24 protein-coding genes and 1 tRNA gene are annotated in these 25,691 nt (G+C 60.3%); 10 read left to right on the top strand and 15 right to left on the bottom strand.

Annotated elements, in window-relative coordinates:
* Window positions 1-20: 20 nt before the first annotated feature.
* Entirely contained in the window at window positions 21-269 is a 249-nt protein-coding gene (locus Q1A07_RS02775; RefSeq protein WP_299777616.1) for a hypothetical protein, read from the bottom strand.
* Window positions 270-349: 80 nt separating this feature from the next.
* Complete coding sequence (locus tag Q1A07_RS02770; protein WP_299777614.1) at window positions 350-994, bottom strand: pyrimidine 5'-nucleotidase; 645 nt, start codon at window positions 992-994, stop codon at window positions 350-352.
* Between the two features lie 105 nt (window positions 995-1,099).
* Here Q1A07_RS02770 and Q1A07_RS02765 point away from each other — a divergent pair, with 105 nt between their 5' ends.
* Window positions 1,100-1,753: a GntR family transcriptional regulator gene (locus Q1A07_RS02765; protein WP_299779125.1), complete on the top strand. Its 654-nt coding sequence runs from the start codon at window positions 1,100-1,102 to the stop codon at window positions 1,751-1,753.
* On the opposite strand, the gene Q1A07_RS02760 is transcribed toward Q1A07_RS02765, so the two are convergent.
* Window positions 1,750-3,645: a glycosyltransferase family 2 protein gene (locus Q1A07_RS02760; RefSeq protein ID WP_299777612.1), complete on the bottom strand. Its 1,896-nt coding sequence runs from the start codon at window positions 3,643-3,645 to the stop codon at window positions 1,750-1,752. The two genes, Q1A07_RS02765 and Q1A07_RS02760, sit on opposite strands and share 4 nt — an antisense overlap.
* Before the next feature lie 102 nt (window positions 3,646-3,747).
* Window positions 3,748-4,908, bottom strand: a complete 1,161-nt coding sequence (gene carA / locus Q1A07_RS02755) for a glutamine-hydrolyzing carbamoyl-phosphate synthase small subunit (protein ID WP_299777610.1) — start codon at window positions 4,906-4,908, stop codon at window positions 3,748-3,750.
* A 224-nt stretch (window positions 4,909-5,132) separates the two neighbouring features.
* Between carA and Q1A07_RS02750 the strand changes: the two genes are divergently transcribed.
* The gene (locus Q1A07_RS02750) at window positions 5,133-5,591 is read left to right on the top strand and encodes a GatB/YqeY domain-containing protein (RefSeq protein WP_299777608.1); all 459 of its coding nucleotides are present in this window, start codon (window positions 5,133-5,135) and stop codon (window positions 5,589-5,591) included.
* 24 nt (window positions 5,592-5,615) lie between these two features.
* On the opposite strand, the gene Q1A07_RS02745 is transcribed toward Q1A07_RS02750, so the two are convergent.
* From Q1A07_RS02745 to Q1A07_RS02735, 3 genes are all read right to left on the bottom strand, one after another.
* The gene (locus tag Q1A07_RS02745) at window positions 5,616-6,116 is read right to left on the bottom strand and encodes a DUF2244 domain-containing protein (RefSeq protein ID WP_299777606.1); all 501 of its coding nucleotides are present in this window, start codon (window positions 6,114-6,116) and stop codon (window positions 5,616-5,618) included.
* 303 nt (window positions 6,117-6,419) lie between these two features.
* Window positions 6,420-7,022: a peptidoglycan-binding domain-containing protein gene (locus Q1A07_RS02740; RefSeq protein ID WP_299777604.1), complete on the bottom strand. Its 603-nt coding sequence runs from the start codon at window positions 7,020-7,022 to the stop codon at window positions 6,420-6,422.
* A gap of 164 nt (window positions 7,023-7,186) precedes the next feature.
* Entirely contained in the window at window positions 7,187-8,269 is a 1,083-nt protein-coding gene (locus Q1A07_RS02735; protein WP_299777602.1) for a hypothetical protein, read from the bottom strand.
* Window positions 8,270-8,462: 193 nt separating this feature from the next.
* Between Q1A07_RS02735 and Q1A07_RS02730 the strand changes: the two genes are divergently transcribed.
* Window positions 8,463-8,846 (top strand): hypothetical protein, encoded by a 384-nt coding sequence (locus Q1A07_RS02730; RefSeq protein ID WP_299777600.1) that lies wholly within the window; start codon window positions 8,463-8,465, stop codon window positions 8,844-8,846.
* A 157-nt stretch (window positions 8,847-9,003) separates the two neighbouring features.
* On the opposite strand, the gene ctaD is transcribed toward Q1A07_RS02730, so the two are convergent.
* Entirely contained in the window at window positions 9,004-10,674 is a 1,671-nt protein-coding gene (gene ctaD, locus Q1A07_RS02725) for a cytochrome c oxidase subunit I (RefSeq protein WP_299777598.1), read from the bottom strand.
* A gap of 293 nt (window positions 10,675-10,967) precedes the next feature.
* On the opposite strand from ctaD, the gene Q1A07_RS02720 reads away from it, so the two are divergent.
* Entirely contained in the window at window positions 10,968-12,215 is a 1,248-nt protein-coding gene (locus Q1A07_RS02720; protein WP_299777596.1) for a PAS domain-containing sensor histidine kinase, read from the top strand.
* Entirely contained in the window at window positions 12,215-12,643 is a 429-nt protein-coding gene (locus Q1A07_RS02715) for a response regulator (protein ID WP_299777594.1), read from the top strand. Before Q1A07_RS02720 ends, Q1A07_RS02715 begins: the two co-directional genes overlap by 1 nt.
* Before the next feature lie 35 nt (window positions 12,644-12,678).
* Here the strand turns inward: Q1A07_RS02715 and lipB are convergent, their stop codons facing one another.
* Together lipB and Q1A07_RS02705 are read right to left on the bottom strand one after the other, a co-directional pair.
* Window positions 12,679-13,377, bottom strand: a complete 699-nt coding sequence (gene lipB, locus Q1A07_RS02710; RefSeq protein ID WP_299777592.1) for a lipoyl(octanoyl) transferase LipB — start codon at window positions 13,375-13,377, stop codon at window positions 12,679-12,681.
* A 41-nt stretch (window positions 13,378-13,418) separates the two neighbouring features.
* Entirely contained in the window at window positions 13,419-14,087 is a 669-nt protein-coding gene (locus Q1A07_RS02705; RefSeq protein ID WP_299777590.1) for a DsbA family oxidoreductase, read from the bottom strand.
* A gap of 156 nt (window positions 14,088-14,243) precedes the next feature.
* On the opposite strand from Q1A07_RS02705, the gene Q1A07_RS02700 reads away from it, so the two are divergent.
* From Q1A07_RS02700 to Q1A07_RS02690, 3 genes are all read left to right on the top strand, one after another.
* Window positions 14,244-15,530 carry a peptidoglycan-binding domain-containing protein gene (locus tag Q1A07_RS02700; protein WP_299777588.1) on the top strand — a complete coding sequence of 429 codons (1,287 nt, stop codon included), beginning with the start codon at window positions 14,244-14,246 and terminating at the stop codon, window positions 15,528-15,530.
* 123 nt (window positions 15,531-15,653) lie between these two features.
* Window positions 15,654-15,739 (top strand) — tRNA-Leu (locus tag Q1A07_RS02695).
* A 144-nt stretch (window positions 15,740-15,883) separates the two neighbouring features.
* Window positions 15,884-19,105 (top strand): 2Fe-2S iron-sulfur cluster-binding protein, encoded by a 3,222-nt coding sequence (locus tag Q1A07_RS02690; protein WP_299777586.1) that lies wholly within the window; start codon window positions 15,884-15,886, stop codon window positions 19,103-19,105.
* 82 nt (window positions 19,106-19,187) lie between these two features.
* On the opposite strand, the gene Q1A07_RS02685 is transcribed toward Q1A07_RS02690, so the two are convergent.
* Complete coding sequence (locus Q1A07_RS02685) at window positions 19,188-19,673, bottom strand: copper chaperone PCu(A)C (RefSeq protein WP_299777584.1); 486 nt, start codon at window positions 19,671-19,673, stop codon at window positions 19,188-19,190.
* 61 nt (window positions 19,674-19,734) lie between these two features.
* A complete protein-coding gene (locus Q1A07_RS02680) occupies window positions 19,735-20,094 on the bottom strand; it encodes a hypothetical protein (RefSeq protein WP_299777582.1) in 360 nt (119 codons plus the stop codon).
* A 144-nt stretch (window positions 20,095-20,238) separates the two neighbouring features.
* Between Q1A07_RS02680 and Q1A07_RS02675 the strand changes: the two genes are divergently transcribed.
* Together Q1A07_RS02675 and Q1A07_RS02670 are read left to right on the top strand one after the other, a co-directional pair.
* Window positions 20,239-21,693: an aldehyde dehydrogenase family protein gene (locus tag Q1A07_RS02675; protein ID WP_299777580.1), complete on the top strand. Its 1,455-nt coding sequence runs from the start codon at window positions 20,239-20,241 to the stop codon at window positions 21,691-21,693.
* A gap of 196 nt (window positions 21,694-21,889) precedes the next feature.
* Window positions 21,890-22,906: a hypothetical protein gene (locus Q1A07_RS02670; RefSeq protein ID WP_299777578.1), complete on the top strand. Its 1,017-nt coding sequence runs from the start codon at window positions 21,890-21,892 to the stop codon at window positions 22,904-22,906.
* Window positions 22,907-23,069: 163 nt separating this feature from the next.
* Here the strand turns inward: Q1A07_RS02670 and Q1A07_RS02665 are convergent, their stop codons facing one another.
* From Q1A07_RS02665 to Q1A07_RS02655, 3 genes are all read right to left on the bottom strand, one after another.
* A complete protein-coding gene (locus Q1A07_RS02665; RefSeq protein ID WP_299777576.1) occupies window positions 23,070-23,999 on the bottom strand; it encodes an AEC family transporter in 930 nt (309 codons plus the stop codon).
* Between the two features lie 69 nt (window positions 24,000-24,068).
* The gene (locus Q1A07_RS02660; RefSeq protein ID WP_299777574.1) at window positions 24,069-24,869 is read right to left on the bottom strand and encodes an MBL fold metallo-hydrolase; all 801 of its coding nucleotides are present in this window, start codon (window positions 24,867-24,869) and stop codon (window positions 24,069-24,071) included.
* Window positions 24,869-25,675, bottom strand: a complete 807-nt coding sequence (locus tag Q1A07_RS02655) for a TatD family hydrolase (RefSeq protein ID WP_299777572.1) — start codon at window positions 25,673-25,675, stop codon at window positions 24,869-24,871. The genes Q1A07_RS02660 and Q1A07_RS02655 overlap by 1 nt, the downstream gene beginning before the upstream one ends.
* Window positions 25,676-25,691 lie beyond the last annotated feature (16 nt).

Genomic DNA, 25,691 nt, shown 5'->3' with positions numbered 1-25,691 from the left:
GTCTTTGACCAGTGGCCGGGTCAGCCTTTGGTGATCAACAAGAGCAGCAGAAAGACGACCGGGACCATGGCGACGGCAGGCAGATAAAGACCCGGCAGGCCAAAGGTCAGCGCGGAACTCATCCAGAGGCTGACAAAACCAATGAGCGCAAACCAGACGTTGTTCTTGTCACCAAACAGCAGATCGCGGGCCACCCAGCCCAGCACGGGAATTTTGAAAAACAGCCGTTGCCAGAAGGGCAGGGCGTGGATGTGGGCAGCAGCGGACATATGAGGCTCCTTGATCGGCATTACCGGGACAGATAGGTGCCAAGGACAGTTTTCACAGAGGCCCGATTGTCGCAGGTCGTTCAGATCAGGCGGGCGAGAAAACCGCTCAGGTCATCGGTATGAAACTGTATATGCGCGCTTGGTTCGTGCGTTTCTGCGACGTGTACCGTGCGCAGACCCATCGCATGGGGAACCTTAAGATTGCGTGCATCATCTTCGAACATCGCGGCGTTTTCCGGGACCAGGCCATCCGTACGGAACACCTTGTCAAAGGCCGCGTGATCGGGCTTGGGGTGAAAGTCTGCGTGCTCGACCCCGTAGACCGCGTCAAAGATACCGTCCAGCCCGCGGGCTTCCAGAACGCGTTCCGCATAGGGGGCACAGCCGTTGGTGTAGACGATCCGGCGACCGGGCAGCGATTTGATTTGCCCGGCCAGAACCGGATCTGGCGTCAGGCTGTCCATCGGGATGTCATGCACGTCCGTGAGGTAAGGGCCCGGATCCAAGTCGTGTTCCCGCATCAGCCCGGCGAGAGTGGTGCCATGGGTCGCCCAATAGTGTTTGCGCAGGCGGTCCGCCTCGGCGTGATCGACCTTGAGCGCCTCCATCACATAGGCCGTCATGCGCACTTCGATCAGATCGAAGAGCCGCGCCGAGGGCGGGTAGAGCGTGTGGTCGAGGTCAAAGACCCATGTCTGAACGTTAGTGAAGGCGGCTTTGGGCATGGCGCTTTCCTAGAACCTCATTCACCGGCACACAAGGGCGCGGGGTTGCGCGGGACTACACCGGGTCGTTAGTGTAGCGAAATGACTTTGAAAAAGGCCGCCGACATGGGCTTGCAGAAAGCACAGCAGACCGACGCGTATTCAATGATCCTCGATGCCATCGATCTGGGCGTCTATCGCCCCGGTGACCGCTTGGTGGAAAGCGAGCTGGCGGAACGTTTCGGCGTGTCGCGCACCCCGATCCGCGAGGCCTTGCAACGGCTGGAGACACAATCGCTGCTGTCGCGGGACGGGCGCAGCCTGATTGTAGCGTCGCTCGATCACAACCAGATGGCCGAGCTTTACGTGGTGCGGCGTGAGCTGGAAGGGCTGGCTGCACGGCTTGCCGCTCAGCATGCGACGGATGAGGAAGTGCGCATTCTGCGGGATATGGTCGAGGCGGACAACGCGCTGACCAAGAACCCGGCAGCACTGGCGCGCGCCAATCGACGCTTTCATAAGCAGATCCATCTGGCCTCTCATAACCGCTATCTGGTGCAACAGCTTGACCTTGTGCACCGCACCATGGCGCTAATGGCGACCACGTCGCTCGCCGTGGACGGGCGTGGCGCGATTGCGCAGGCGGAACATGATGCGATTGTCAGCGCGATCGAAACGAAAGACGCCGAGGGGGCCGATCGGGCGTTGCGGGAACACATCTCGGTTGCCTTCATGACGCGGCTGAAGCAGGATGCGGCGCGGCGCGAAGAAGAGGCCTAGCGCGGGTCAGTCTGGTGAGAGACGCCGTGCTGGGTTTTGTCCCAAAAGAACGGATCGCGGACCATTTCCCACAAGGCCTTGTAGCTGGCCAGGGCGCCCAGCGTGAAATAGAACATCATGGTGGGCACGAAACTGACCAGGTGCCGGTGCGCTCGGCCTGAAACGGCATAGATGCTCATTGTCAGGCTCAGGACTTCGGACAGGATGAATATTCCTACGAAGGTCCAGAGCACTTGTGTCCCGAGGGTGAGTTCGACCGGATGGGTCATGCCGAAAACAGTCAGCCAGAAGGACCACAGCAACGGTGCTGCCGCAAACTGGGAAAAGGTCGCGAGGAAGATGGTCTGCAGCCCCAGAAAGCGCTTGAGACCAAGGTCACGCAGCAGCTGCCCCGGGTGCCGCATATGCACGAAATAGGTGATCATGAACCCTTTGAGCCAGCGAGAACGCTGCCGGACCCAGGGCCAGGCGCGGCTTGTGGCCTCTTCATGGGTGACCGTTGGCAGCAGTTCCGTGACGTAGCCGTGCCGGGCCAGACGGACACCAAGGTCCGCATCCTCGGTGACGTTATGCGCATCCCAGCCGCCCAGTTCCTCCAGCGCCTCGCGGCGGAAAAACAGCGTGGTGCCACCCAGGGGCAGTACCAGCCCCAGCTTGGCGATGCCGGGCAGGATCACCCGCCACCATGTTGCATATTCGATGGTGAAACAGCGTGACAGCCAGTTCGTGCGCGAATTGTAGTAGTCCAGAACGCCCTGCAGGCAGACGACAGTCTTGGGGGCTTCCTTGAACCGGGTAACCACGCGCTCGATCTGATCCGCTTCCGGCCAGTCTTCGGCGTCCCAGACGCCGATGATACTGCCACGACAGAAATCCAGCGCGTAGTTCAGGGCGCGGGGCTTGGTGGTGAGGCCCCCGGCGCCGGGCACTTCAATCACGCTCATCCAATCGGGCAATTCGGTCCGGGCAATGGTGTCGCGCGTTGTTTCGTCGCCTTCTTCCAGCACCAGCACCACGTTCAGCAGTGATTTGGGATAGGTCAGACGGCTGAGCCGCGCAATCAGCTGCCCGGCGATTTCCTTTTCCTTGAGCAGGGGCACCAGGACGGAGACGCGCGGCAGACGGAACTTTGCGGAACTCAGATCATAGTTGGCGCGGGGCCGGGCGGGCTTTTGCGTCAGCTGCGCGAAAAAGGCGGCGCCTTTCATAGCCGTTGTCATGGCGAGCGTGAGCACGGCCCACAGAACGCCGATCGTGACCGTCCAGGCCGGGGCAAGGAGAAGGAGGGCGGCCAGCACGCCACTGACCGCAGACGCCCAGAGCGCACGATGTTGCGTCTGGGTCCCCCAGGTGCGGCAGCTTTCGACGTCGGCGACACGGGTTTCCGCCTTTTGGGCCAGCTCGTTGCCGTAGAGGCGGCTCAAATGTGACTGAATTTGCAGCTCATCAACGATCACCGGGAACAGCGACAAGCCGCGCCGCTTCATTGTTTGACAGAGCGCCGAGAAATCCGAGGGGCTGCTGGTGGCGACGAGAATCCGCAAGCCGTCCCGCTTCCACGGCACGACCCCGTGGCGCAGGCAAACCTCGGCGGGCAGGGTTTTGGCCATCCTGGGGTCCGGCGGCTCAAGGTCGAGATCGGCCCCGCGCGCGTGGCACTGCTCGGCCAGGGCACCCAGCACATCACGTTTGCTGAGCAGACCTTCGGACACCATGATCTCACCCAGTGGCGCGTCGATATGGCCCTGGATTTTCAGCGCATGATCAAGATCGCTATGCGCAATCTTGCCCCGTTCCACAAGCATGCGGCCGATCGGTTCATATGTGATTGCGGGCGCTGACAGATCCGGGTCCGGCACCGGGTCCGACACAACCAGCCGCAGGGTGTTCATCTTGAAATGCCTTGCATAAACTCAACGCAGGGCAAGCTGTCAGAACAGGGTTAACGATGTGTTAAATTAACACTTTTCAACCTAAGCGCGTATTGAGCCCGTTCAGGCTGCGCGATGTGCCATGGCTTTCGCAAAGCGCTCGAAAAGGTAATAGCTGTCCTGTGGCCCGGGGCTGGCCTCGGGGTGGTGCTGCACCGACCAGACCGGGCGACCATCCACGCGAATACCGCAGTTCGACCCGTCAAAAAGCGACGTGTGGGTCTGGATCACGCCGTCTGGCAACGTTTGGGCATCGACGGCAAACCCGTGGTTCATCGAGGTGATTTCAACCTTGCCAGTGTCATGATCCTTGACCGGATGGTTCGCACCGTGGTGGCCGTGGTTCATCTTGATGGTCTGGGCGCCGAGGGCGAGGGCCAGCATCTGGTGGCCGAGGCAGATGCCAAAGACCGGCAGATCGGTCTTGTCCAGCACCGACTGGATCATCGGGACCGCGTAGGCACCCGTGGCCGCCGGATCGCCGGGACCATTGGACAGGAAAACGCCGTCCGGCTGATGCGCCATCACGTCTTCATAGCTCGCGGTTGCCGGCAGGACGGTCACATCACAGCCCGCGCTGGCCAGGCAGCGCAGGATGTTGCGTTTTGCACCGTAGTCGATCGCGACAACCTTGTATTTCGGATCGGTCTGCGGGGTGTAGCCTTCCGGCCAGGCCCACCGCATCTCGTTCCAGCGGTAAGACTGTGCGCAGGTCACTTCCTTGGCGAGGTCCAGACCTTCCAACCCGGTGAAGGCCCGGGCCGCTGCCACCAGCGCCGCGACGTCGAAGTTGCCTTCGGGGTCATGGGCCAGAGCAACATGGGGCGCGCCGGATTGACGAATGGCGCGGGTCAGACGGCGCGTATCCACGCCGCCGAGCGCGATCCGGCCCCGCGACGACAGCCATGCGTCCAGATCCTGCACGGCCCGCCAGTTGGAGGGGTCGGTGGGCATCCACTTCACGATCATGCCTTCGGCTACCGGATCACCGGTTTCGTCATCCTCGGGGTTCACGCCAACGTTCCCGACATGTGGGAAGGTAAAGGTCACGATCTGGCCTGCATAGGAAGGGTCGGTCATGATTTCCTGATAGCCAGTCATGGCCGTGTTGAAGCACAGCTCTGCCACGGTCTGGCCTGTGGCGCCAAAGCCGGTTCCGTAAAAGACGGTGCCATCAGCAAGCGCCAGACAAGCGGTTGGGCGGTCGGACGCAGAAGGCTGCATGGGCGATCCTTTCGGGCGGGCAGGCGGCTTTGAAATCTGGCGATATCTAGACGCGGGCGCGGGGCGGGTCAAGGGCATCATGGGGCGCAATTGCCGAAGATGGAGGCCTGGAAGTGACGTCGCGGATTGTGTTGCGGTGCCGAAGCGCTTTGGATAAGGTCCAAGGCTTACACGCTCCCACGTGGGCCGGTGCCCACGCTGCCAGTTGTAGAGGATACACAGCCATGGAATTGCGCGCAAAAGTCTCGGCCGCATTGAAGCAGGCAATGAAGGACAAGGCGGCGGATCGGCTGTCGACCCTGCGTCTGATCAATGCCGCGATCAAGGACAAAGACATCGCCGCGCGGGCGGAGGGCAATGAAGACGGTGTTGGCGAGGCGGAGGTTCTTGCGATCCTCGGCAAGATGTCCAAGCAGCGCCTTGAAAGTGCGCGTGCCTACGAGGAAGGTGGACGGCTCGATCTGGCGGAACGTGAGCGTTCGGAGATCGGCGTGATTGAAGAATTCCTGCCGCAGCAACTCTCTGATGCCGAAGCGGAAAAGGCGGTCTCTGCTGCCGTTGCGGAAGTGGGTGCTGACAGCATTCGCGACATGGGCAAGGTGATGGCGGTGCTGAAATCCAAATACACGGGCCAGATGGACTTTGGCTCGGTCGGTCCGAAAGTCAAAGAGCGCCTGAGCTGAAGGCGCCAGCCCGGAGGGCCGCGACTATATCTGTTGCGGCGTCTTTCGCCGCCAGGCGATCTGTAATTCCTCATAAAGAGAAACGCGTTCCTCTTCGCTGAGAAACGCACCGATCTCTACCTCGCGGCCTTTGCCTTTGAGGGTCACATAATGCGGCACGGGACCGTCGGATTCGTACTTGGTGATGGTGGTCCAATAGCGGTTGCAGTCCCATTCCTTCACCACACCCGTCGGTTCCTGCCGAAGCAGATGTGCGTCTTCTTCGTCCAGTGTCAGAACTTCGGTGATTTGCCGCGCCCGGTAGTTGCGTTGCAGCGCGTGGTAGATGGCCCAGACCGCTGCCAGCAGAAAGGGCAGGAGGCCCCAGAGGATAGGAGAGCCAAGCAGTGGGAAAGCCGGGATCAGGATCAACGTGAAGGTTACCAGCACAAATGCCGCCATGCCGCGTACAGGCAGCGAATTGTGAGGCCAGAGCTTGAGCGTTTGCGGGCTTTCTCCGGGTTCGGATGTCCATTGGTACGGCATGACCAAATCCTAGTCAGTGATCCGGACCGAGGCAATGCGACAGGTCGGCTTTCACACCACCTCGATACCGGCAGATTTTTCTCGTGCAGAATGCCTCAGGAGCATGAGGTACCCTCAAGTACCTGATGCGTTTGCTGCTATCTAGGCCGGTAAAATGGGGTGCTTGCGAACCGCCGGATTACCAAACCGAAAAGCCCGCCGCGTTTTGTCGGTCGATATGCGGTGGTCAATGAACCGGGATGTTGAAAGCGAAGTTGCCGCGCCAAAGGCGGATCAGCGCGGCAGGTGGCACCTCCGGTCGTCTCAGGAACCACCGTTGTAGACGGGTTGTTGGTTGCTGGCCGTATACCCTGTCTGGGATGCGCCATTGGCGATTTCTGACCGGTAAGTCTTCAGCAGTCCACGTGTGCCATCGGGGTGCGCCGCGATTTGACGAAAGGTCTGATCGCCACCGGCCTGCGCACGATTGTAGGAGCGCAGGAGCAGCTCTTGCTCAAACCCTGTCAATTGACCGGTTGCCTGATACCCCATGTAATTCTGATAGTCGGAGATTGCACTGCGGCTTTGACGCCCCAACTGGCCGTCAACGGTTCCGGCATTGAACCCAAAATAGTTCAGCGACGACTGAATCTGGCGCCCTTCCTGGGTCGCAGGGATCGATGACCGGTAGGAGCGTGTTTTCGTTGTGGTGCTGTGGCGTGGCGCAGGGGCCCGGTAAACCTGTTGTTGCTGAGCCCGGTTGCGGTCCACGTTTTTCTGGACCTGAGAGCCGACCAGACCGCCGATCAGCGCGCCGGCGATGAAATCTTTGCCATCGGCTTTGGCAGAGCCCGCAGGCACCAGGCTCAGAGCCGCAACCAATGCTACCGCGGTCGTTGTCACAAAATGTGTTCTCTTGGTGATCATAACCTCATCCTTTCACATGCTGGCCGCGTTCGGGCACGGCATTTGAAAGATCCGAACAAGACCCGAATCTCTGGTCGTTCAACTCTTTCCAGCAATGGAGGTTCCCTGTGATCTGATCGCTCAGCGGAAATCTGCTATCCTGAAATCCGGATCTCAGGCGGCGCTCAATGGTTTGGGCTTGCCGCGCTGACGAGCGCGCGCAGATCGGACTGCCGGTGGAGGTCCATCTTGTCCAGCACATTGCGAATGGTCCACCGGATGGTGCTGAGCGCCCGCCCACGGGCCCGCGCGATGTCGGTGGCCGTGGCACCGGAGGCAATGGCGCAGGCGACCTCGGCCTCCGTCAGGGTGAGCCCGAAGACATCGGCCACGATCTGCGGTTCGGGTGGCGCCATAGCTTGCAGCTTCTGGATCAGGACCAGCACCCGGGCCGGCTTCTTGCCGAATGTCTCGAAGGGAACAGCGGACGCGGGGCAGATGTGCAGGACCAGATCCGGTCGACCGTCTGCGGTGACCACCGGTACCGGTGGCGCGGGTTTTCCGTCCAGAACCGCGCGCAGACGCCGATGAAAGGCCTGCGTCCGTGCCGGTGTGCCCAGTGTCAGATGGCCTGCCCTCAGGGCCATGCCGTCGTTGCGCGCGATCAGGTTTCGCGTACCTGCCGAGGCGTGCAGCACGGTGCCTGCCGCGTCGAGATGGAGCGTGAAGGCATCGGGCTTACCAGTGTGGGATATTTGATCCAAATACTGGTGGCGTAGGCGTCCGATGCCGAGCAGATGCAGGTGAATGTCCGACCACAGTGCCGCTTCGCAATCGGTATAGCGGCCCTGGCGCTCCGGACGGAATGCCGCGCTGCACAGGATCAGGTTGTTGGAGACCCGCGTCATGACGCCCAAGCCCGATTGCGCATCATTCGTCTTGAGCCATTCATTGTAGACCGGGCAGCTCTCGCGCTCATTGTCGCGGTAGAGATCGGCCTGATGCCATGTCTGGTCCAGCGGCTGCGCCATACCGCGCTCAATGCGGACATCCATGCTGGCCCAGGTCTTGCGAAACTCCGAATCCTGTTCCGGTGTGCCGCTGGCCAGACCGGCAACGGGCATGCGGGTGTGTATGTCGAAGGCGAGGAAGTGGATGATGCTGGAATGCGTGTGCTTTTCGAGCGCCCGGAGCGCCCGGACCAGTGCGGCGTCGTCAAAGGCCGCGCTGTAAAGATTTGCAATGTCACTGTGCAATGAAATGGTCAAAAATCCAATCTGATTCCTGCTGTAGAGTAGCAGACCGACGCGGGGCTGTCTTTTGCCGCATCCGCGAGGCGAGGTCCGATTTGCGCCCCGTGACCCATCAAGTTTGAGGGGGGCAGTGCGCGTGCGCTTGCCTATGGTCGGACAGGCGGCGCTGTCGCCGCCTTATGCTCTGAACAGATTAGAGGAATGGTAAATGAAGACCAGAAGATCAAAGTTGCCATTGGGCCTTGTGGCGGGTGCGCTCGTCCTGTCGACAGTGGTGGCTGCTTATGCGGATTCGTCAAACCGGATCAAATACCAACAGCGCGTCAAGTTGAACGTAGGCCAGGCAATGGTCGTGCATGGGTATCGGGGAGACTGTGGACAGCTTCCGACAGCGGCGCGGATGAAAAAATCGGCCGAACGGGTGAATGCCGCCCTGACCACGGGGCGTGTGCAATACGGAAAACCGGGCGTGCGGCGCAGCGGGTCATGCAATGGGGACACGCCCGCGATGGAGCTGATCTTCGTCGCCACGACGCCGGGACGCGAGCGCGTGAAGGTGTTCGGCGACGACATACTCTTTATCGTAAAATAGGGTCGGGGTCCGCCACCTTTTTGTGCGCAGGTTGAGCCACGCGCGACAATCGGGTGTGGCAGCGATGCTGGATCAATGCAGCCCTGCGCGGGTTTGGCTCGTGCGACGAAAAAGGCCCCGGCGGTGATCCGGGGCCTTTTTTGTGATGAGGTTTGCCTTAGTGGGCCGGGTGTTTGTCCCAGTCTTCCTGCTTGGGCAGCTGCTCGAACGTGTGTTCGGGCGGCGGGCTGGGCAGGGTCCATTCCAGCGTGTCGGCGTATTCGTTCCACGGGTTGCTCTCGGTCGCAGCCTTCCCCTTGCGCAGGGCGTAGAACATCACGCCGAAGAAGAACAGGAAGGAGGCGAAGCTGATGAAGGCCCCGATGCTTGACCACCAGTTCCAGTAGGCGAAGGCATCCGGGTAATCGATGTAACGGCGTGGCATGCCCTGACGGCCCAGGAAGTGCTGTGGGAAGAACGTCAGGTTGGCACCGATGAAGAACGCCCAGAAGTGCACTTTGCCCGCCCATTCGGGGTACATCTTGCCGGTCATCTTGGGGAAGTAGAAGTAAATCCCCGCGAAGATGGCAAATACGGCACCGAGGCTCATCACATAGTGGAAGTGGGCGACCACGTAATAGGTGTCGTGGTAGTAACGGTCCACGGCGGCCTGGGAGAGCACGATGCCGGTGACGCCGCCCACGGTGAAGAGAAACAGGAACCCGAAGGCCCAGAGCATGGGTGTTTTGAACTCAACCGAGCCGCCCCACATGGTGGCGATCCAGCTGAAGATCTTCACGCCCGTCGGCACCGCGATGACCATGGTCGCCAGCATGAAATAGGCCTGCTGGTTGAGGCTCATCCCCACGGTGTACATGTGGTGTGCCCAGACCACGAAGCCCAATGCGCCGATGGCGATCAGCGCCCAGACCATCGGCAGGTAGCCGAAGATCGGTTTGCGGGAGAAGGTCGCGATGACGTGGCTGATGATGCCGAAACCGGGCAGGATCACGATGTAGACCTCTGGGTGGCCGAAGAACCACAGGATGTGCTGATAGAGCACCGGGTCACCACCGCCTGCGGGGTCAAAGAAGGTGAAGCCGAAGTTACGATCCATCAGCAGCATGGTGATGGCACCCGCCAGCACCGGCAGCGACAGCAGGATCAGCCAAGACGTGACGAAGATCGACCAGGAGAACAGCGGCACCTTGAAGAGCGTCATCCCCGGCGCGCGCATGTTCAGGAAGGTGGTGATCATGTTGATCGCGCCAAGAATGGAAGACGCGCCCGAGACGTGCACCGCGAAGATCGCGAGGTCCATGGAGAAGCCGCCCTCAAGCGTGGAGAGCGGTGGATAAAGCACCCAGCCCACGCCGGAGCCCGACTGGTCGTTGCCGCCAGGTGCCAGCACCGAGCAGACCGCCAGCGTGGTGCCTGCGACATAGAGCCAGAAGCTGAGGTTGTTCATGCGCGGGAAGGCCATATCGGGCGCGCCGATCTGCAAGGGCATGAAATAGTTGCCAAATCCGCCGAAGAGGGCGGGGATCACGACAAAGAACATCATCAGGATGCCGTGGCCCGTGATCAGTACGTTCCACAAATGCCCATTGGGAGTACAGGCTTCGCCGTTTGCGAAGAGCCGTGCGCCTTCCATGCACATATATTGAACGCCCGGATCCATCAGTTCCAGCCGCATGTAGACGGTGAAGGCGACCGAGATGAAGCCCGCGAAGGCCGAGAACACCAGATAAAGAATGCCGATGTCTTTGTGATTTGTGGACATGAACCAACGGGTGAAAAACCCGCGTTCGTCATGGTGTTCGTGGCCGTGAATGGCTGCGTCTGCCATGCTCTTGCCTCCTGCATTGGTGTTAGCCGTTACCGGACGGTTCCCAAGCCCGGCGACAGAGTCTCGGTTGTTTTAGAGGGAGTTGTCCGCGGGAGCAATGTCCGTATTTGACGCAGGCTAAGAAAATTTCGTCACCAATCCTGCAATTATCGGGTCATCCCGCTCCGGTTGAAAAGATTAGTGCCAATTTAATCTATCACCATGTTCATTTACGCCGGTTTAACACTCCTGATCCACGATCAGCACAGGTTTTTCCCTGACCGGTGGGTGTCTGAGTGGGAGTTAAAGGAAAAATGCAGGTGTTCTCGCCGCAACACGCTGAAAAAACGCCGGTTTCCGCCGACGCCAGTAGCCTTGCGTTCTGGGAGAGGATGGCCGACCTGGTACCTGGCGTCATCTATATTTTCAACCAGAAGACGATGTCGAACGAGTATGCGAACCGGTCTTTGCAGGATTTTCTGGGGTATTCTCCCCAGGAAGTAGTTCAAATGGGAACCAATCTGCTCAAAACGGTCGTGGTTGAAGAGGATCAGCCTGCGCTGTTTGAATACCTGGAGGCGCTTGGCAACCTGTCAGAAGGGGAGGAGGCGTGTCACGAATACCGCGTGCTTGCCAAGGATGGGAAAATCCGCTGGCTGCGCAGTATCGACAGCGTGATTGAGAAAGGTGCTGATGGCGATGTTGTACGCCATATCGGTGTTGCACTGGACATCACGACCCAGAAAACCGCCGAAGCGCGCCTCAGGGAAGTCAACGAGGACCTCGAAGAACGGGTCAAGGCCCGCACAATGCTGCTTGAAGTGCTCAATAGAGAGCTGGGCACCTGTATGGCGCAACGCACCGCCGAGCTGAACGAGATCAATAAGGACCTGAAGGATTTGACCTACGTGGCGACCCATGACCTCAAGGGGCCAATCAACAACATGAGCAGCCTGACGCATATGCTGAGCGAGGCTGAACCCTATTTACCGCCGGAACATGTGGAAACGCTGGGCTGGATGCGTGATGTGTGCGATCAGGCGAGTGAAAAGCTGGACGCCTTGATCTGCGTTGCGCAGGCCCATTCTGGCAATATGCCGGATTCTGAACATGTCGATCTGGCAAAGGTGACCGAAGGCGCGCTGGTCAATCTGCATTTCCAGATCAGTAAGGCGCGTGCCGTGATCAAGACGGATTTTGCTGTGGACACGGTGTGGTTTGTTTCGCGGGAAATGGAGAACATCCTGCAGTCAATGATCGGCAATGCGATCAGGTATCATGAACCCGGCCGGCGCCCGCGCGTGAACATACTGTCAGAGCGGCGATCCGGTAGCGTGGAGATTTCCATCCGCGACAATGGCACAGGGTTGGATTTACCCAAGGACATGGACAAGGTTTTTGGGCTCTTCAAACGGGCACACAGCACGCCTGAAGGCGCCGGCGTGTCGTTGTATTCCATCCGTCGCATACTGGAGCGCGTTGGCGGATCCATCGATGTGACCAGCAGACCTGGACACGGCAGCTGTTTCACACTGCGGTTTCCTGACCGTGGGGCCGCCTGATGCCCGCGGTAACATCTCTCAGGAAGGTTCTGCTGGTGGACGATGACAAGGTCACCAATCTCATGCATGGGCGGCTGATCAAGCGCACCGGTTTGATTGAACAGATTGATGTGGCCACGGACGGCGTCGCCGCGCTGGAATATCTTGAGGAAAAAGACGCTGCCGGTGAGCCGCTGCCGGAACTGATCTTGCTGGATATCAATATGCCCCGGATGGATGGCTTTGAATTTCTGGAAAACTATGCGGCCCTGCCGGAGCAGATACGCAAATCCGGTACCTTGATCATCATGCTGTCCACTTCCGATCTCAGAGCTGATCATGAGCGCGCGGAGGCGGACCCGAATGTCTATGCCTTTGTCAGCAAACCGGTGAAGAGTGATGACATCGCAGGCTTCGTGCATGCCTGTCAGGAGCGGTTGGCAGGATAGCCTAAAACCGCCACCCGACGTTTGTCAGGGGTGCTTCAGGTTGTGACGACAGGGGTCGCTTCCGTGACGGGCGCTTCGACGGGGCTATCCCCGAAAACCTTCGCAAAGCTGCTGCGCAATGCCACATCCACATCCGGCAGATCCACGGGAAGTCCAAGATCGACGAGGCTCGTCACCCCGTGCTCGCGGATGCCGCAGGGCACGATCCCGTCAAAATGGCTCAAGTCCGGCTCGACATTGATCGAGATGCCGTGAAAACTGATCCATTTCCGCAAACGGATGCCGATGGCGGCGATCTTGTCTTCGGCTATGGTCCCGTCCGGTTGACGCGGTTTCTCCGGTCTCTCGACCCACACACCAACACGCCCTTCTCGGATGACGCCGGTGACGTTGAAGGCCTCAAGTGTGGTGATTACCCATGCTTCAAGAGCCTGAACAAAGCGGCGTACATCCCGTCCGCGCGTCCCGACATCCAGCATCACGTAAGCGACGCGCTGACCCGGGCCGTGATACGTGTATTGTCCGCCGCGGCGTGTGGGATAGACGGGAAAGCGATCCGGGTCGGTCAGATCCTCTGGCCTGGCGCTGGTTCCGGCGGAATAGAGGGGAGGGTGCTCAACAAGCCAGATGCATTCGGCGGCCTCACCCCGCGCAATGGCATCGGCACGGGCTTCCATCCACGCCTCTGCTGTGCGGTAGTCGGTCAGCCCTTCGGTTACAATCCATTCAACCATGGCCGTTCCCTATCCCAGCGCGGGACCGAAGCAAAGCCTGCTCAGGCTGCAGCGGTTTCAGCCTGCACCTTGCGCAAGATGTCGGCGTAGGTTGGCGCGCCCTGTGCCCCGGTGAGCAGATATTTTCCGCCAAATACCATTGCAGGCACGCCGGAAATGCCGCGATTGGTCCAGAATTGCTGCTTGTCGCGGACCGACTGCGCATGCGCCCCGCCGGTCAGGACCTCGCTGGCATCCGCCGCATTGAGACCGACGCTGCGCGCAACCTGAGTCAAAACACCCTTATCAGAGACATCGAGTCCGTCGCTGAAATAGGCTTCGAACAGGGCCAGTTTCAGGGGATGCTGTTTTCCGTGTTCTTCCGCCCAATCCAACAGCTGATGAGCACGAAATGTATTCACGATCTGGCTGTGATCGGTGAAATTGAACGCAATTCCAAGATCCGCGCCCAAATGCTGCAACCGCGCGCGATTTTCCAGTGATTGTATGGCACTCGCGCCATACTTCTCGGCCATATGCTCGATGAGGTTTTGGCCGTCCGGCGGCATAGATGGGTTGAGCTCAAACGGATGCCAGCGCAGCTCGGCGGTGACGCCTGTCATCTCCAGTGCCTGTTCAAGCTGTCTGTATCCGACAATGCACCAGGGACACACAACATCTGAGACGATATCAATTTGCACGGTGTCGGAGGTGAGGTCAGAGGCGGCCATAGCAGAAATCCATGTTGGACGAGGTGCGCCCAAAGTTGGACGCCCCGGTCCAAAAGACAAGGTCGGAATAAGCAAAAGCCCGCTTGACCGGGGCTTCGGTCGAATCGAAAGCTGTGATAGCCTAAAGCCATCTGTATTTTATGTCGGAGATTTTCCATGTTTTCCAAACGTTTGACTGCTGCAGCGTTGGCCGCTTCTGTTGCGGCCATGCCTGCGTCACGTGTTGCAGCCGATGCTGGCGACTTTATTGCGGGCGCCCTGATTGGCGGAGTTGTGGGTCACGCTGTGACCAAGAACAACCAGAAGAAAAAGCAGCGCGTTTACCGGTCAGGCATTCCCTCCACGCAGCAAGGTCGTCAAATTCAGTCTTCACTGAATTACTTCGGGTTCAATGCAGGCACTGTCGATGGCCAGTTGGGGCGTCAGTCTCGCAATGCTATTTCGTCCTATCAGGCCTACATGGGCTATCCTGCGACGGGCCAGCTGAGTGCATTTGAACAGGACCTCCTGGTGACGTCCTACAATCGTGCACAGGCTGGTGGTTATCAGACGACGCAGTTGGTTGCGGCAAACCCCGAAGGCACCCGTGGGCTTTTGAAAACCTACCGGGCTGAACTCGCCGGTCAGGTTGTACCGCAAGCGCAGGCACCTGTTGTCGTGGCAGCGCCGCAGCCCGCGCCTGTGACGCAGTCCGTCGTCGCCACTGCACCTGCCGCCGCACCGGTTGCAACTGCAGCACCCACGTTGAACGCGGCTTTGCCGAACTTCTTTGAAAGCGGCGCGCCGGAGGCGTCTTTGGCATCTCACTGTAACACTGTGTCGCTCCTTACCAGCACGAACGGCTACACGACCGCGGCCTCTATGACGGATCCGACAGCCGCCCTGAACGAACAATTCTGCCTCGCACGGACCTATGCGATCGCGCGCAGCGAGGAATTGATCAGCCAGGTTAACGGCTTCACGCCGCAGCAGGTTGCAGCGCAATGTGATGGGTTCGGACCGGTGGTTCAGCCCTATGTCAATAGCCTGTCGCAGAAGCCGCGCGACGTGGTGGCGCAGGAGGTGTCGGGTTTTGTAGCGTCCACGGGAACGACACCCCAACAACTGTCCGGCACGGCCAAGATTTGTCTCGGCGTGGGATACCGCACCGACAACACGAATGTAGCGTTGGGTTCCGCACTGATTCTCTATGCGCTGGGTGAAACGGTCTATGGCGAGCTGATGGGTCACCACCTGGCATTGGGATTTGGCACACAGAAAAATGTGGCGGCAGCCGGGACATGGTACGAAGCGGCCCTTGCTGCGACGGATGCGGGCGCGGATGCGGTATTCGTGCCGGGCCAGCCTGAGCGCACCGATTTGTTGCGCAAGGCCTCGCTGCAATTGACTGGTGGTGCTCCGGCGCAAGCTGGTGTCTTGCCGGTGTTTTCCGTCACCGAGTAACGTACGCACGTGACAGCGCAGACTTTTACGCCCCGGCCGCTTCTGCGTGCCGGGGCGATTTGCTTAAAATGGCTCTTCACAAGGCGTCGCGGGCAGGCTAAAGACGCAATCGTTCCTAAGCGTGCGGATGTGGCGGAATGGTAGACGCGCAGCGTTGAGGTCGCTGTGGGGTAACACCCGTGGAAGTTCGAGTCTTCTCATCCGCACCACCCCTTTCCCTCAACGCCGCCCGGTTTAGTGCTCAGGTTGAACTGCGCGCTGCGGATTGTGCGAATCCCGCATTCATTTTGACATCCCCTTGCGTGCCGGGCATTGCAGGGTGTGGGTGATCGTTGCGCGCAAAGGGAAACGTCTTGACTACTCGAATATTCTCGACCCGAAATCGGCCATTTCATCTGGGTCCCTTTCCGTTGGAGCGTCTGGCAAGGATCGACACCACACCAGATCTGACGAATGTTCCGCCCCTGCAGCCGGTGTCCTTTGATCGCGGCGACATGCCCGCCTCGCTGGTCAATGCGATGGCCGAATATCAGGCCATGCTCGACGCGATCCGCGACGGGTTGATCAACCGCGAGACATCGACCTGCCCAACCGATCCGGCGGAGCGAGCGCGCCATGTGAAATCCTTTGGGTACTTTCAGGATGCGCCGATGGTTGGCGTCGGACAGTTCGACCGCACGCAGCTTCTGAAGACCCCTCTGCGCAATCCGGGTATCGACCGCCTTGCCGAAGACCTCAAGACGAAACAGACCAAGACGCTGGCTGCCGGGATCGACACGATCATGGCAGATCTGCGGGACAGCATGACCGCGCCGCCGCGCACCATCGACGCCCATACGCATACGATTGTGTTTCTCTACGACTACAGCCGCGATCCCGCCCAGGACGAACCCGGATATGACTGGATTGCTGAGGCCCATCCACAGCGCGCCAGCCTCCGGGCGGCAGAGACGGCTGTCATCATCGCCGGGTATTTGCGGGTTCTTGGGTTTGACGCAAAGGCGCATACGACCACGTCCACGGATGTTGATCTTAACAAATTGGCCGTCGGTGCGGGCCTCGCGAGCGTCGAAGACGGGCAGCTGGTGAACCCCTTTGTGAAAGACCGCTTTCAGGTATCGGCGGTGACCACGGATTTTGCCATGGCACCCGACAAACCCCTGCGGCCTCTGGCAGAACAACCCCGGTCGCTGACACGCGGGCTGGCCTGGAAGCTGGGCAAGGGATCGCAGAAAAGCGCCCGCACGCTGGATCCTTACGCCAAACGGCGCTACGCCGATGGACCACATCCTTTCGAGACGCTCAAGCGGGTGGATACCCCCACAACCTACATCGATGAAGCGCGTGTGGCGCGGGTGCCCAAACGCACGGACATGTTCGCGCGTGCTCAGTTCGGCGACATGGGCAAGGCCAATCAGCAGGCGACGACCGGTGGCTATTTTGCGCAGAAGGCGCCGATCAGCAATGCGATCCGGAGGCCTTCGGGCGCGCTTTTACTGTTGCAGCAAGGGCCGGTGGCAGAGACGGTTGCGCCACAGGCAGAGGATGCAGCCCGCAACGCGGAGGGGATCAAGGCCGCGGCCTACTTCATGGGCGCGGACGCGGTGGGCATATCGCGCTGTCCGGACTGGGCTTGGTACTCGCATGACGCCGTGGGGGAGCCGATCACACCCACCCACGACAACGCCATCAGCCTGATCATCGACCAGGGCTTTGAAACCACGGAAGGCTCCTCGGGGGATGACTGGATCGCGGTCACGCAATCCATGCGCGCCTATCTGCGTTTCTCGCTGCTCGGCGGGGTGATCGGCAAGCAGATCCGCAATCTGGGCTACGAGGCGCGCGTCCATACCAACCTCGATGGCGAGGTGCTGCAGCCGCCATTGCTGCTGCTGGCCGGGTTGGGGGAGGTCAGCCGCATCGGTGAGGTCATCGTGAACCCATTCCTCGGGCCTCGCCTGAAGTCGGGATGCATCACCACCAACATGCCGCTCACCCATGACAAGCCTATCGATTTCGGCATGCAGGCGTTCTGTGAAGCCTGCAACAAATGCGCCCGCGAATGCCCGTCAGGGGCCATCACCGCCGGGCCCAAGCTGATGTTCAACGGCTATGAAATCTGGAAGTCGGACAGCCAGAAATGCCTGACCTACCGGCTGACGCAAAAGGGCGGGGCGATGTGCGGACGCTGCATGAAGACCTGCCCCTGGAACGTGGAAGGGTTGCAGCACGAAAAGCCTCTGCGCTGGATCGCGATGAATGTGCCCGCGATGGCCGGGGTATTGGCCCGGGCGGATGATCTGGTCGGCAACGGTCGGATCAACCCGCAAAAGCGCTGGTGGTGGGACTTGAAGGTCAATGACCGGGGCGGTTTCGATCCCGTGGAAGAACCCAAGAACTACCGGGAACTTCAAACCGATCTGAAGCTTGACTATGAGGATCAGACCCTTGCGGTTTATCCGGCAAATCTTGCGCCGCCACCGCATCCCTTTCCCTTCCCCATGGATCGCGAAAAGGGGATCGAGGCATATCAGGCGCTGATCACCGCCGAGGAGTATCAGGCGCGTCTGGAGCGGGGTGAGACACAAGGGTTGGCGCATACCTATCTGGGCGATGGGGATGCGCCGGTGGTTCGGGTTGAGATCGCGAAGGTCACCCCGCTGAACGACGACGTCTCCCTTTATGAGCTGCACGCTCTTGACGGTGGTCTGCTACCTGAATGGCAGGCTGGCGCGCATATCGACATCGTGGTCGCGCCAGAATTCTTCCGCCAGTTTTCGCTCTGCGGGGACCCGGCGGATCGCACATGCTACAAGGTTGCGGTGCTGCGTGAAGACGCGGGGCGCGGTGGTTCCAAACTGATGCACAAGATTTTCGCCAAAGGCCGCAAGGTGTTTATCTCAAAGCCGATCAACCACTTCCCGCTGGCCGAAGAGGCGACAAAACACATGCTGATGGGCGGTGGGATCGGGGTAACCCCGATGATGGCATTTGCCCATGAATGCCATGCCCGGGGTCTTGATTTCGAGCTGCACTATTCCGCATCCACGCAAGCCTCGGCGGCCTTCATGGATGCGCTGCAGCGCGTGCCCTGGGCCGAGAATGCCTCCGTGCATATCTCGGACGCGGGCAGCCGCGCCGATCTGGACGCGGTGCTTGCCGGGCAGGGGGCGGGCACACATGTCTACGCCTGCGGGCCCGAGATCTATATGTCCAGCGTCATGGAGGCTGCTGCGCGGCAGGGCATCGCGGAGGACGCGTGCCACGTGGAGTACTTTTCTGTGCCCGAACTGCCGGAATACGAAAATCACGATTTCACGCTACGGCTGGCGCGCAGCGGACGAGAATTGCAGGTGCCTGCCGATAAATCCGCCACCGATGTACTGACCGAGAATGGCATTCCCATCGACGTCAAATGCTCGGACGGGATTTGCGGGGTGTGTAGATGCGGGCTGATCTCGGGCGAGGTCGAGCATCGCGATTTCGTTCTGTCAAAGAAACAGCGCGAGGAGGCAGTGATCCTCTGCCAGAGCCGCGCGGCTAAACCGGGCGGCGTCCTCGAAATTGATCTCTGAAAGAGTGAGCCGCGGTCTGAGGCCAGCCACGGCGTAGCGCGGGGCGGCAGTAGCGGGGCCCTTGGCAGGCCCCGCGCCAGTCTCAGTGCGACATTTTGTGGTCTGAATGGTCGACTTTGTCGGCGGCGCCGCGTTCTTCGATGCTGAACATGACCTCAACCTCGCCGGCCTCTTCAAAAATCAGCGTGGCTGGAATTTTTTCGCCCACCTCGAAAGGATCGCCGCCCAGCCCCATGAACATCACATGGAACCCACCGGGCTGCAGCAGGACGGTTTCACCGGGGGGAACGTCGATGCCTTCGACATGCATCATGCGGGCAACACCATCTTTTTCTTCCGTGGTATGCAATTCGACCTTGGGAAAGTCGGCGCGCACGCCCACAAGGCGGTCGGCGCTGTCGCCGGTATTGGTGATGGTCAGGTAGCCGCCACCTGTTTGGGCCGTGGCCGCAGTGTTGAAGGCCATCGGATGGTCGATCACCAGGTCGCCCAATTTGTATTCATGGGCGAAACTGGCGGTCGAGAAGGAAAGCAAGGCGGCGGTCGCCGCGAACGTCAGGGTTTTCATGGTGTGATCCTTTGAAGGCTGCGCTCTTCAGAGCGCGGAGTAAAGACAGGTTTGGAAGGGATCACGCGGTTGGCGGCGCTCGGGTCGGGTGGGTGCGATCGGGCGCACGATGGATGAAAGGTTTCCGTATCTGGATCTCAAACACGGCAGCTTGTGCATCCAGGCGGCGAACTGCGATGTCCACGCGCCGGGGTGTCAGGGCGTTGCTGCTGATGATGCAGGCGGCGCAGGAACTCAGCGCATGTGCGGCATCGTTCTCGCCGCAGATCTCCTCCAGCAGCCCACCCATGCTGAGATAGCTCAGCAACTCGGGTGAACGGTCTTCGCTCGCGACCCGATGCGCAAAGGCGGAGGCCGTCATGGCAAGGCTCGCAAGGAGCAGTGCAGCGAAACCAGCGCGGGAGAGGAGACGGCGGACCATGATCCTGTCTTAGGGGCTTGGCTGAGGCGGGTCCAGACCGGATACGCGGCTGCGTAGCTCTGTCGCAAGGCGCAATGAGACGACTTGACCCGCGACGCCTGCGATGCGCTGATCAATGCAGACGCACGAACAGGGAGAGAGAGCGTGACACTACAACCCTTGGGTCTTGATCCATCTTTGTGTTTCATTGCTGGCAGGTGGCAGGCCGCCGCCAAGGGCGAGAGGCTCACGCTGACCGATCCGTCGACAGGGGACGCGCTCTGCGAGATCGCAGGGGGGCAGGCGGAGGATATTGATCGCGCCGTGGCCGCAGCACAGATGGCGCTGGACGGGGACTGGGGGCGATCCACGGCGGTAGAACGCGGCAGGGTGCTGGCGCGTCTGGGGCAGCTGGTGCTGGATCAGACGGAAGCGCTGGCAGCCCTTGAGGCACGTGACGTTGGCAAGCCCTTGAAACAGGCGCGGGCGGATGTCATTGCCCTGGCGCGTTACATGGAGTTTTACGCCGGTGCCGCCGACAAGGTGCATGGCAGCACGATCCCTTACATGGATGGCTACACGGTCTACACCCTGCGCCAGCCCCACGGGGTGACAGGCCATATCGTGCCATGGAATTATCCGATGCAGATCATCGGACGGTCGGTGGGCGCGGCCTTGGCCATGGGCAATGCGGCGGTGTTGAAACCCGCGGAAGAGGCCTGTCTGACCGCGCTGGCCTTTGCTGAGCTGGCGCGGCAGGCCGGTCTGCCCGACGGCGCTCTGAATGTGGTGCCGGGGTTGGGGGCAGAGGCCGGGGCGGCGCTGGCGGCGCATCCGGACGTGCATCATATCTCCTTCACGGGCTCTGTGGGCGTTGGCAGGTCGGTACAGCAGGCGGCGGGTAAGAACGTGGTGCCGGTGACGCTGGAGCTTGGTGGAAAATCCCCGCAACTGGTGTTCGAGGATGCGGATATCGATGCGGCACTGCCCTTTCTGGTCAACGCGGGCATCCAGAATGCCGGGCAGACCTGCTCTGCGGCGTCGCGTATCCTGGTCCAGCGTGGCGTTTATGATCAGGTGGTGAGCCGGATGGCGGACCGTTATTGCGGCTTGCAGGTGGGGCCTGCGCTGCACGATCTGGACGTGGGGCCACTCATCTCTGCCCGGCAGAAAGATATCGTCGAGGGGTACCTGGCGCAGGGGTCTGATCTGGAGATTGCGGGAGCCGCAATCTTGCCAGATGGCCTGCCCGAAAACGGGGCCTATGTGCAACCGACGCTGTTTGCAGGAGCCACAGAGAATCACCGGTTGGCACAGGAGGAAATTTTTGGCCCGGTTCAGGTGGTGATCCCATTTGATGATGAGGCAGAGGCTCTGTCCATCGCGAATGGCACCGCCTACGGGTTGGTGGCCTCGGTCTGGACGCGGGAAGGCGCGCGGCAAATGCGGCTGGCCAAGGCGTTGCGGGCAGGACAGGTATTCCTGAACAACTACGGGGCAGGCGGCGGCGTCGAACTGCCCTTCGGCGGCACCGGGTTGTCCGGACACGGGCGCGAGAAGGGGTTCGAGGCGCTCTACGGGTTTTCAACGTTAAAGACGGTCGCTGCGCACCATGGGTAAGTCATCCCTGGGTATATAACGTCAGATACCTTCGGCCCCTAAGTGGAGAGGCTGGGCCAATGGCAGCAACGAGCCCACTTTGACCGATGCAGCGGTGTCCACGAATGTCAGCTTCTACAAAACTGGGTAGCTGAGCAGAATGACCATTGAAAATTCTCAAAAATTTCCAGAGCGTTGCCAATAATGGAGGCTCAAGATGGCAATCTGTGGTTATCGAACCGGCGTGATCTGGGACGCGTCACGCTCAAACTGGCAAAACAATGGAGCGCGCCCAATCGCATGGTCAGCGTGGTATCCAGCGGAAGTTGTAGAGAGGCTTGAGCGGCCTCCAGGGAAATTCTTTGAACCTGGAAATGCTATCTGGGAGGCCACGCTGGCCCTGAAGGAAAAGTTTCCCGTCATACTGCTATCCCATGGCACTGGTGGCACGGCTGAGAGCCTTGGTTGGCTCGCGCGCGCGCTCGCGTCGGAAGGCTATGTGGTCTTGGGCGCAAATCACCATGGCAACACGGGCCTGGAACCTTACCTCCCAGAGGGCTTTCTTTGCTGGTGGGAACGGGCAACGGACTTGTCGGCACTGCTTTCAGAACTTGGAGTGAGCGGCTTCTTCGCTAACAGGCTGGACTTCGATCACGTCGCTGCTGTGGGCTTTTCTCTTGGGGGATACACTGTGTTAGCTCTGTCCGGGGCGCGAACTTCTTTGGATGAGTTTGACCTTTGGCGGAGGGCTAACAAGATCACCGAAGGTGGTCCGAAAGAGTTTCCGGATGCGGAGGACAGCATTCCAACTCTGATGGAAACATCGAATGCCTTCCGCGTTTCTTGGGCACGACACGGTAATGACTTTTCAGACATTCGGATCACCTCTGTCGTTGCGATTGCGCCCGCGCCACCAATCCGTTCATTCGTTCCTGCATCGATCACTGAACTCCAGTTGCACGTTGTGGTCCTTACCGGCGGTGCCGATGACGAAGCGCCATCAGAGCATTGTGCCGATTGGATTGCTTCCCAGAACGACAGGTTCCATCTCCACTGCCTTGGCGGACATGTCGGGCACTACACATTCCTGGACTTCCCATCTGATAAGTCGCTCATCGGGAAAGCAGACATCTTTTCGGATCATGAGAGTGTTGACCGAAGAAAAGTGCATGAACAGGCCACAGAAATCGTGATCCAAAGCTTGCGGAAAGCGGTAAGCAAACGTGACGCTTGATCGTCCCGCAGGTGGGAAAGCAGACCTTGGCGCAGCTGCAGTGAAATGGCCCTTCGTTCTACACTTTTGAACATGAATCACGCTTCGACACAGGTTGGGGTGTGTTACGTGACAGACCAATCGGGGTGGTGTTTGTAAACCGATGACGATGAAACCAAGTTTTCTAATTGAGCGCCATCAGCCAGAGCCAGACGGTAAAGACCGACGCGCCGGTGGCGATCAGCACTGACGAGGCTGCGACTCGTTTGGCACGACCGTACATATTGGCGAAAATATACGAATTGACCCCCGGCGCCATGGCCGCCGTGAGCACGCCGGAGCGGAACCCGTCGGTGGGCAGGTTCTGCGCACTGCCAAAGAGCCAGACCAGTGCGGGGTGCAGCACAAGGGCGATCACGCAGACCATGGCGATCGTGCGACCGTCGCCTTCGGGTCGGTATTGTACCAACACGCCGCCAAGTGCGAAGAGTGCTGCAGGCAGGGCGGCGCGGGCTACTAATGACAGCGCGTCGTCGACAACATCCGGGACCGCGAAACCGGAGAGGTTGACGATGAATCCCAGCCCGATGGCCAGCACCAGCGCGTTGCGGAACATGGCTCGGGCCACACCACGCAGCATCACCAGGACCGACTGGCCGCGGTTGCGTACGATTTCCATCGCCGTGATCCCAAGGCCATAGCAGAAGGGCGAGTGCAGCGCCACGATGGCAAAATTCCCGGTCAGTGCTTCGGGCCCGTAGGCGCGCTCGGTGATGGGCAGGCCCAGCAGGACGGAGTTGGAGAAAAGACAGCAAAAGCCGATGGCCACGCAGTCTTCCCAGGCGCGCCCGAAGAACAGGCGTGCGCCGATGAAGCCTGCGGTGAAACAGATGCTGGCCCCGGCGTAGAAACTACCCAAAAGGGCCGGGTCAAAGGAGCTGCCAAGGTCGATTTTGGCGATGGCCTGGAAGAGCAGGCAGGGGATCGCGAAATGCTGGGTGAACCGCATGAGCGCGTCGACACCCTCCGCCGTAAAGAGGTTGCGCCAGACGGCGACATACCCAAAGCCGATAACCAGGAAGACCGGGATGATGACGTCAAGCAGGGTTTGCATGAGCGGGCCTTTGCGCGCGGCGGCAGAGTGCGGGAGCCTCCGGCGGGGATATTTGTCGCCAAGAGAAGATCAGGGCGCGGGGAAGGTGAGGGTCAGCCCGTCATAGGCCGGTTCGATATGGGCGGGCGTTTCAGCCATCAGCGTGTCGTAGTCGAGGTCGATGTGCATATTGGTGAGCACGGCGCGTTTTGGCTTTACCTGATCAATCCACGCCAGCGTCTGGGCAAGGTGGGCGTGCGTCGGATGGGGATCCCGGCGCAGGGCGTCTACGATCCAGCAGTCAAGCGCGTCCAGCATCGGCCAGACGGCGTCCGGGATCTGCGCGACATCCGGCAGGTAGGCCAGATCACCAATGCGAAAGCCAAGCGCGTCCATGCCGCCATGGGCCACTTCGAACGGTCTAAAGGTGATGGCCCCGCCGGCGCCCTCGATGGTTACATCGCCGTCGATCAGGTTCATGTCGAGGATGGGTGGATAGGTGGAGCCTTCGGGCTGCACGAAGGCGTAGTCGAACCGTTGCATCAGCGCATCCCGCGTCGGCGCATCCGCCCAGACCGGCAGCCGGGCGCGCATGTTGAAAACGATCATGCGCAGATCGTCGATGCCGTGCACGTGATCCGCATGGGCGTGGGTGTAGATGACTGCGTCGAGCCGCCCGACTTCAGCTGCCAGCAACTGGTTGCGCAGATCGGGGGATGTGTCGATCAATACGGTAGTGCTGCTGCCCGCGTCCTGACGTTCCACCAGCAGGGAACAACGTTGGCGGCGGTTTTTCGGGTTCGACGGATCGCAATCGCCCCAGTGACCGCCCAGACGCGGCACGCCGCCCGAGGATCCGCAGCCCAGGATGGTCACGCGCATGTCAGCCATCAGGCAGGGATCCCGAATTGCGCTGCCTTGGAAAAGAGCCGGTCGAAATTGGCTTGTGTGTGGGCCGCGAAAGCGCCGTAGCTGATGCCCATTGTTTCGGCGCCGCGCTTTGCCGTTTGCGCCGTATAGGCCGGTTCATTGCGCTTGCCCCGAAAGGGAGGCGGCGCAAGATAAGGCGCGTCGGTTTCGACCAGAATGCGCTCCAGTGGCGCGGCGGCGAATATCTCGCGCAGCACGCCGGATTTCGGAAAAGCGGTGATGCCGGACATCGACAGGTAGAAGCCCAGATCGAGTGCGGTGCGCGCAAGCGCGGCTGAGGAGGAAAAGCAGTGCATCACGCAGGTGAATGCGCCGTTCTGATGTTCCTCTTTCAGGATGCGGGCCATGTCGTCGTCCGCATCGCGGGCGTGGATGATCAGCGGCAGGCCGGTGGCACGCGAGGCCTCGATGTGAACGCGCAGCGAGGCTTGCTGTATCTCGGCGCTTTCCGCCGTGTAGTGGTAGTCCAGTCCCGTCTCACCGATGCCCACGAATTTCGGATGCCGGGCCATGACGATCAGCTGATCGACTGTCGCCATTGGCTCGGTCGCGGCACTCATCGGATGGGTGCCCGCGGCATAGAAAACCGGCGCATGCGCCTCGGCAATCGCGCGGACGGCGGGTTCGTTTTTCAGCTTCGTGCAGATGGTGACCATGCGGGTCACGCCGGCCTCTGCCGCGCGGGCGACGATCTGGTCATGCTGGCCGTCGAAATCGGGGAAATCGAGATGACAGTGGCTGTCGGTGATCTGAGGCGTGTCGGTCATGCCGGTCCGGTCGTTC

The organism is uncultured Roseobacter sp., assembly GCF_947492555.1.
Classification (GTDB): domain Bacteria; phylum Pseudomonadota; class Alphaproteobacteria; order Rhodobacterales; family Rhodobacteraceae; genus Roseobacter.
This window is presented reverse-complemented; position numbering and strand designations above follow the sequence as displayed.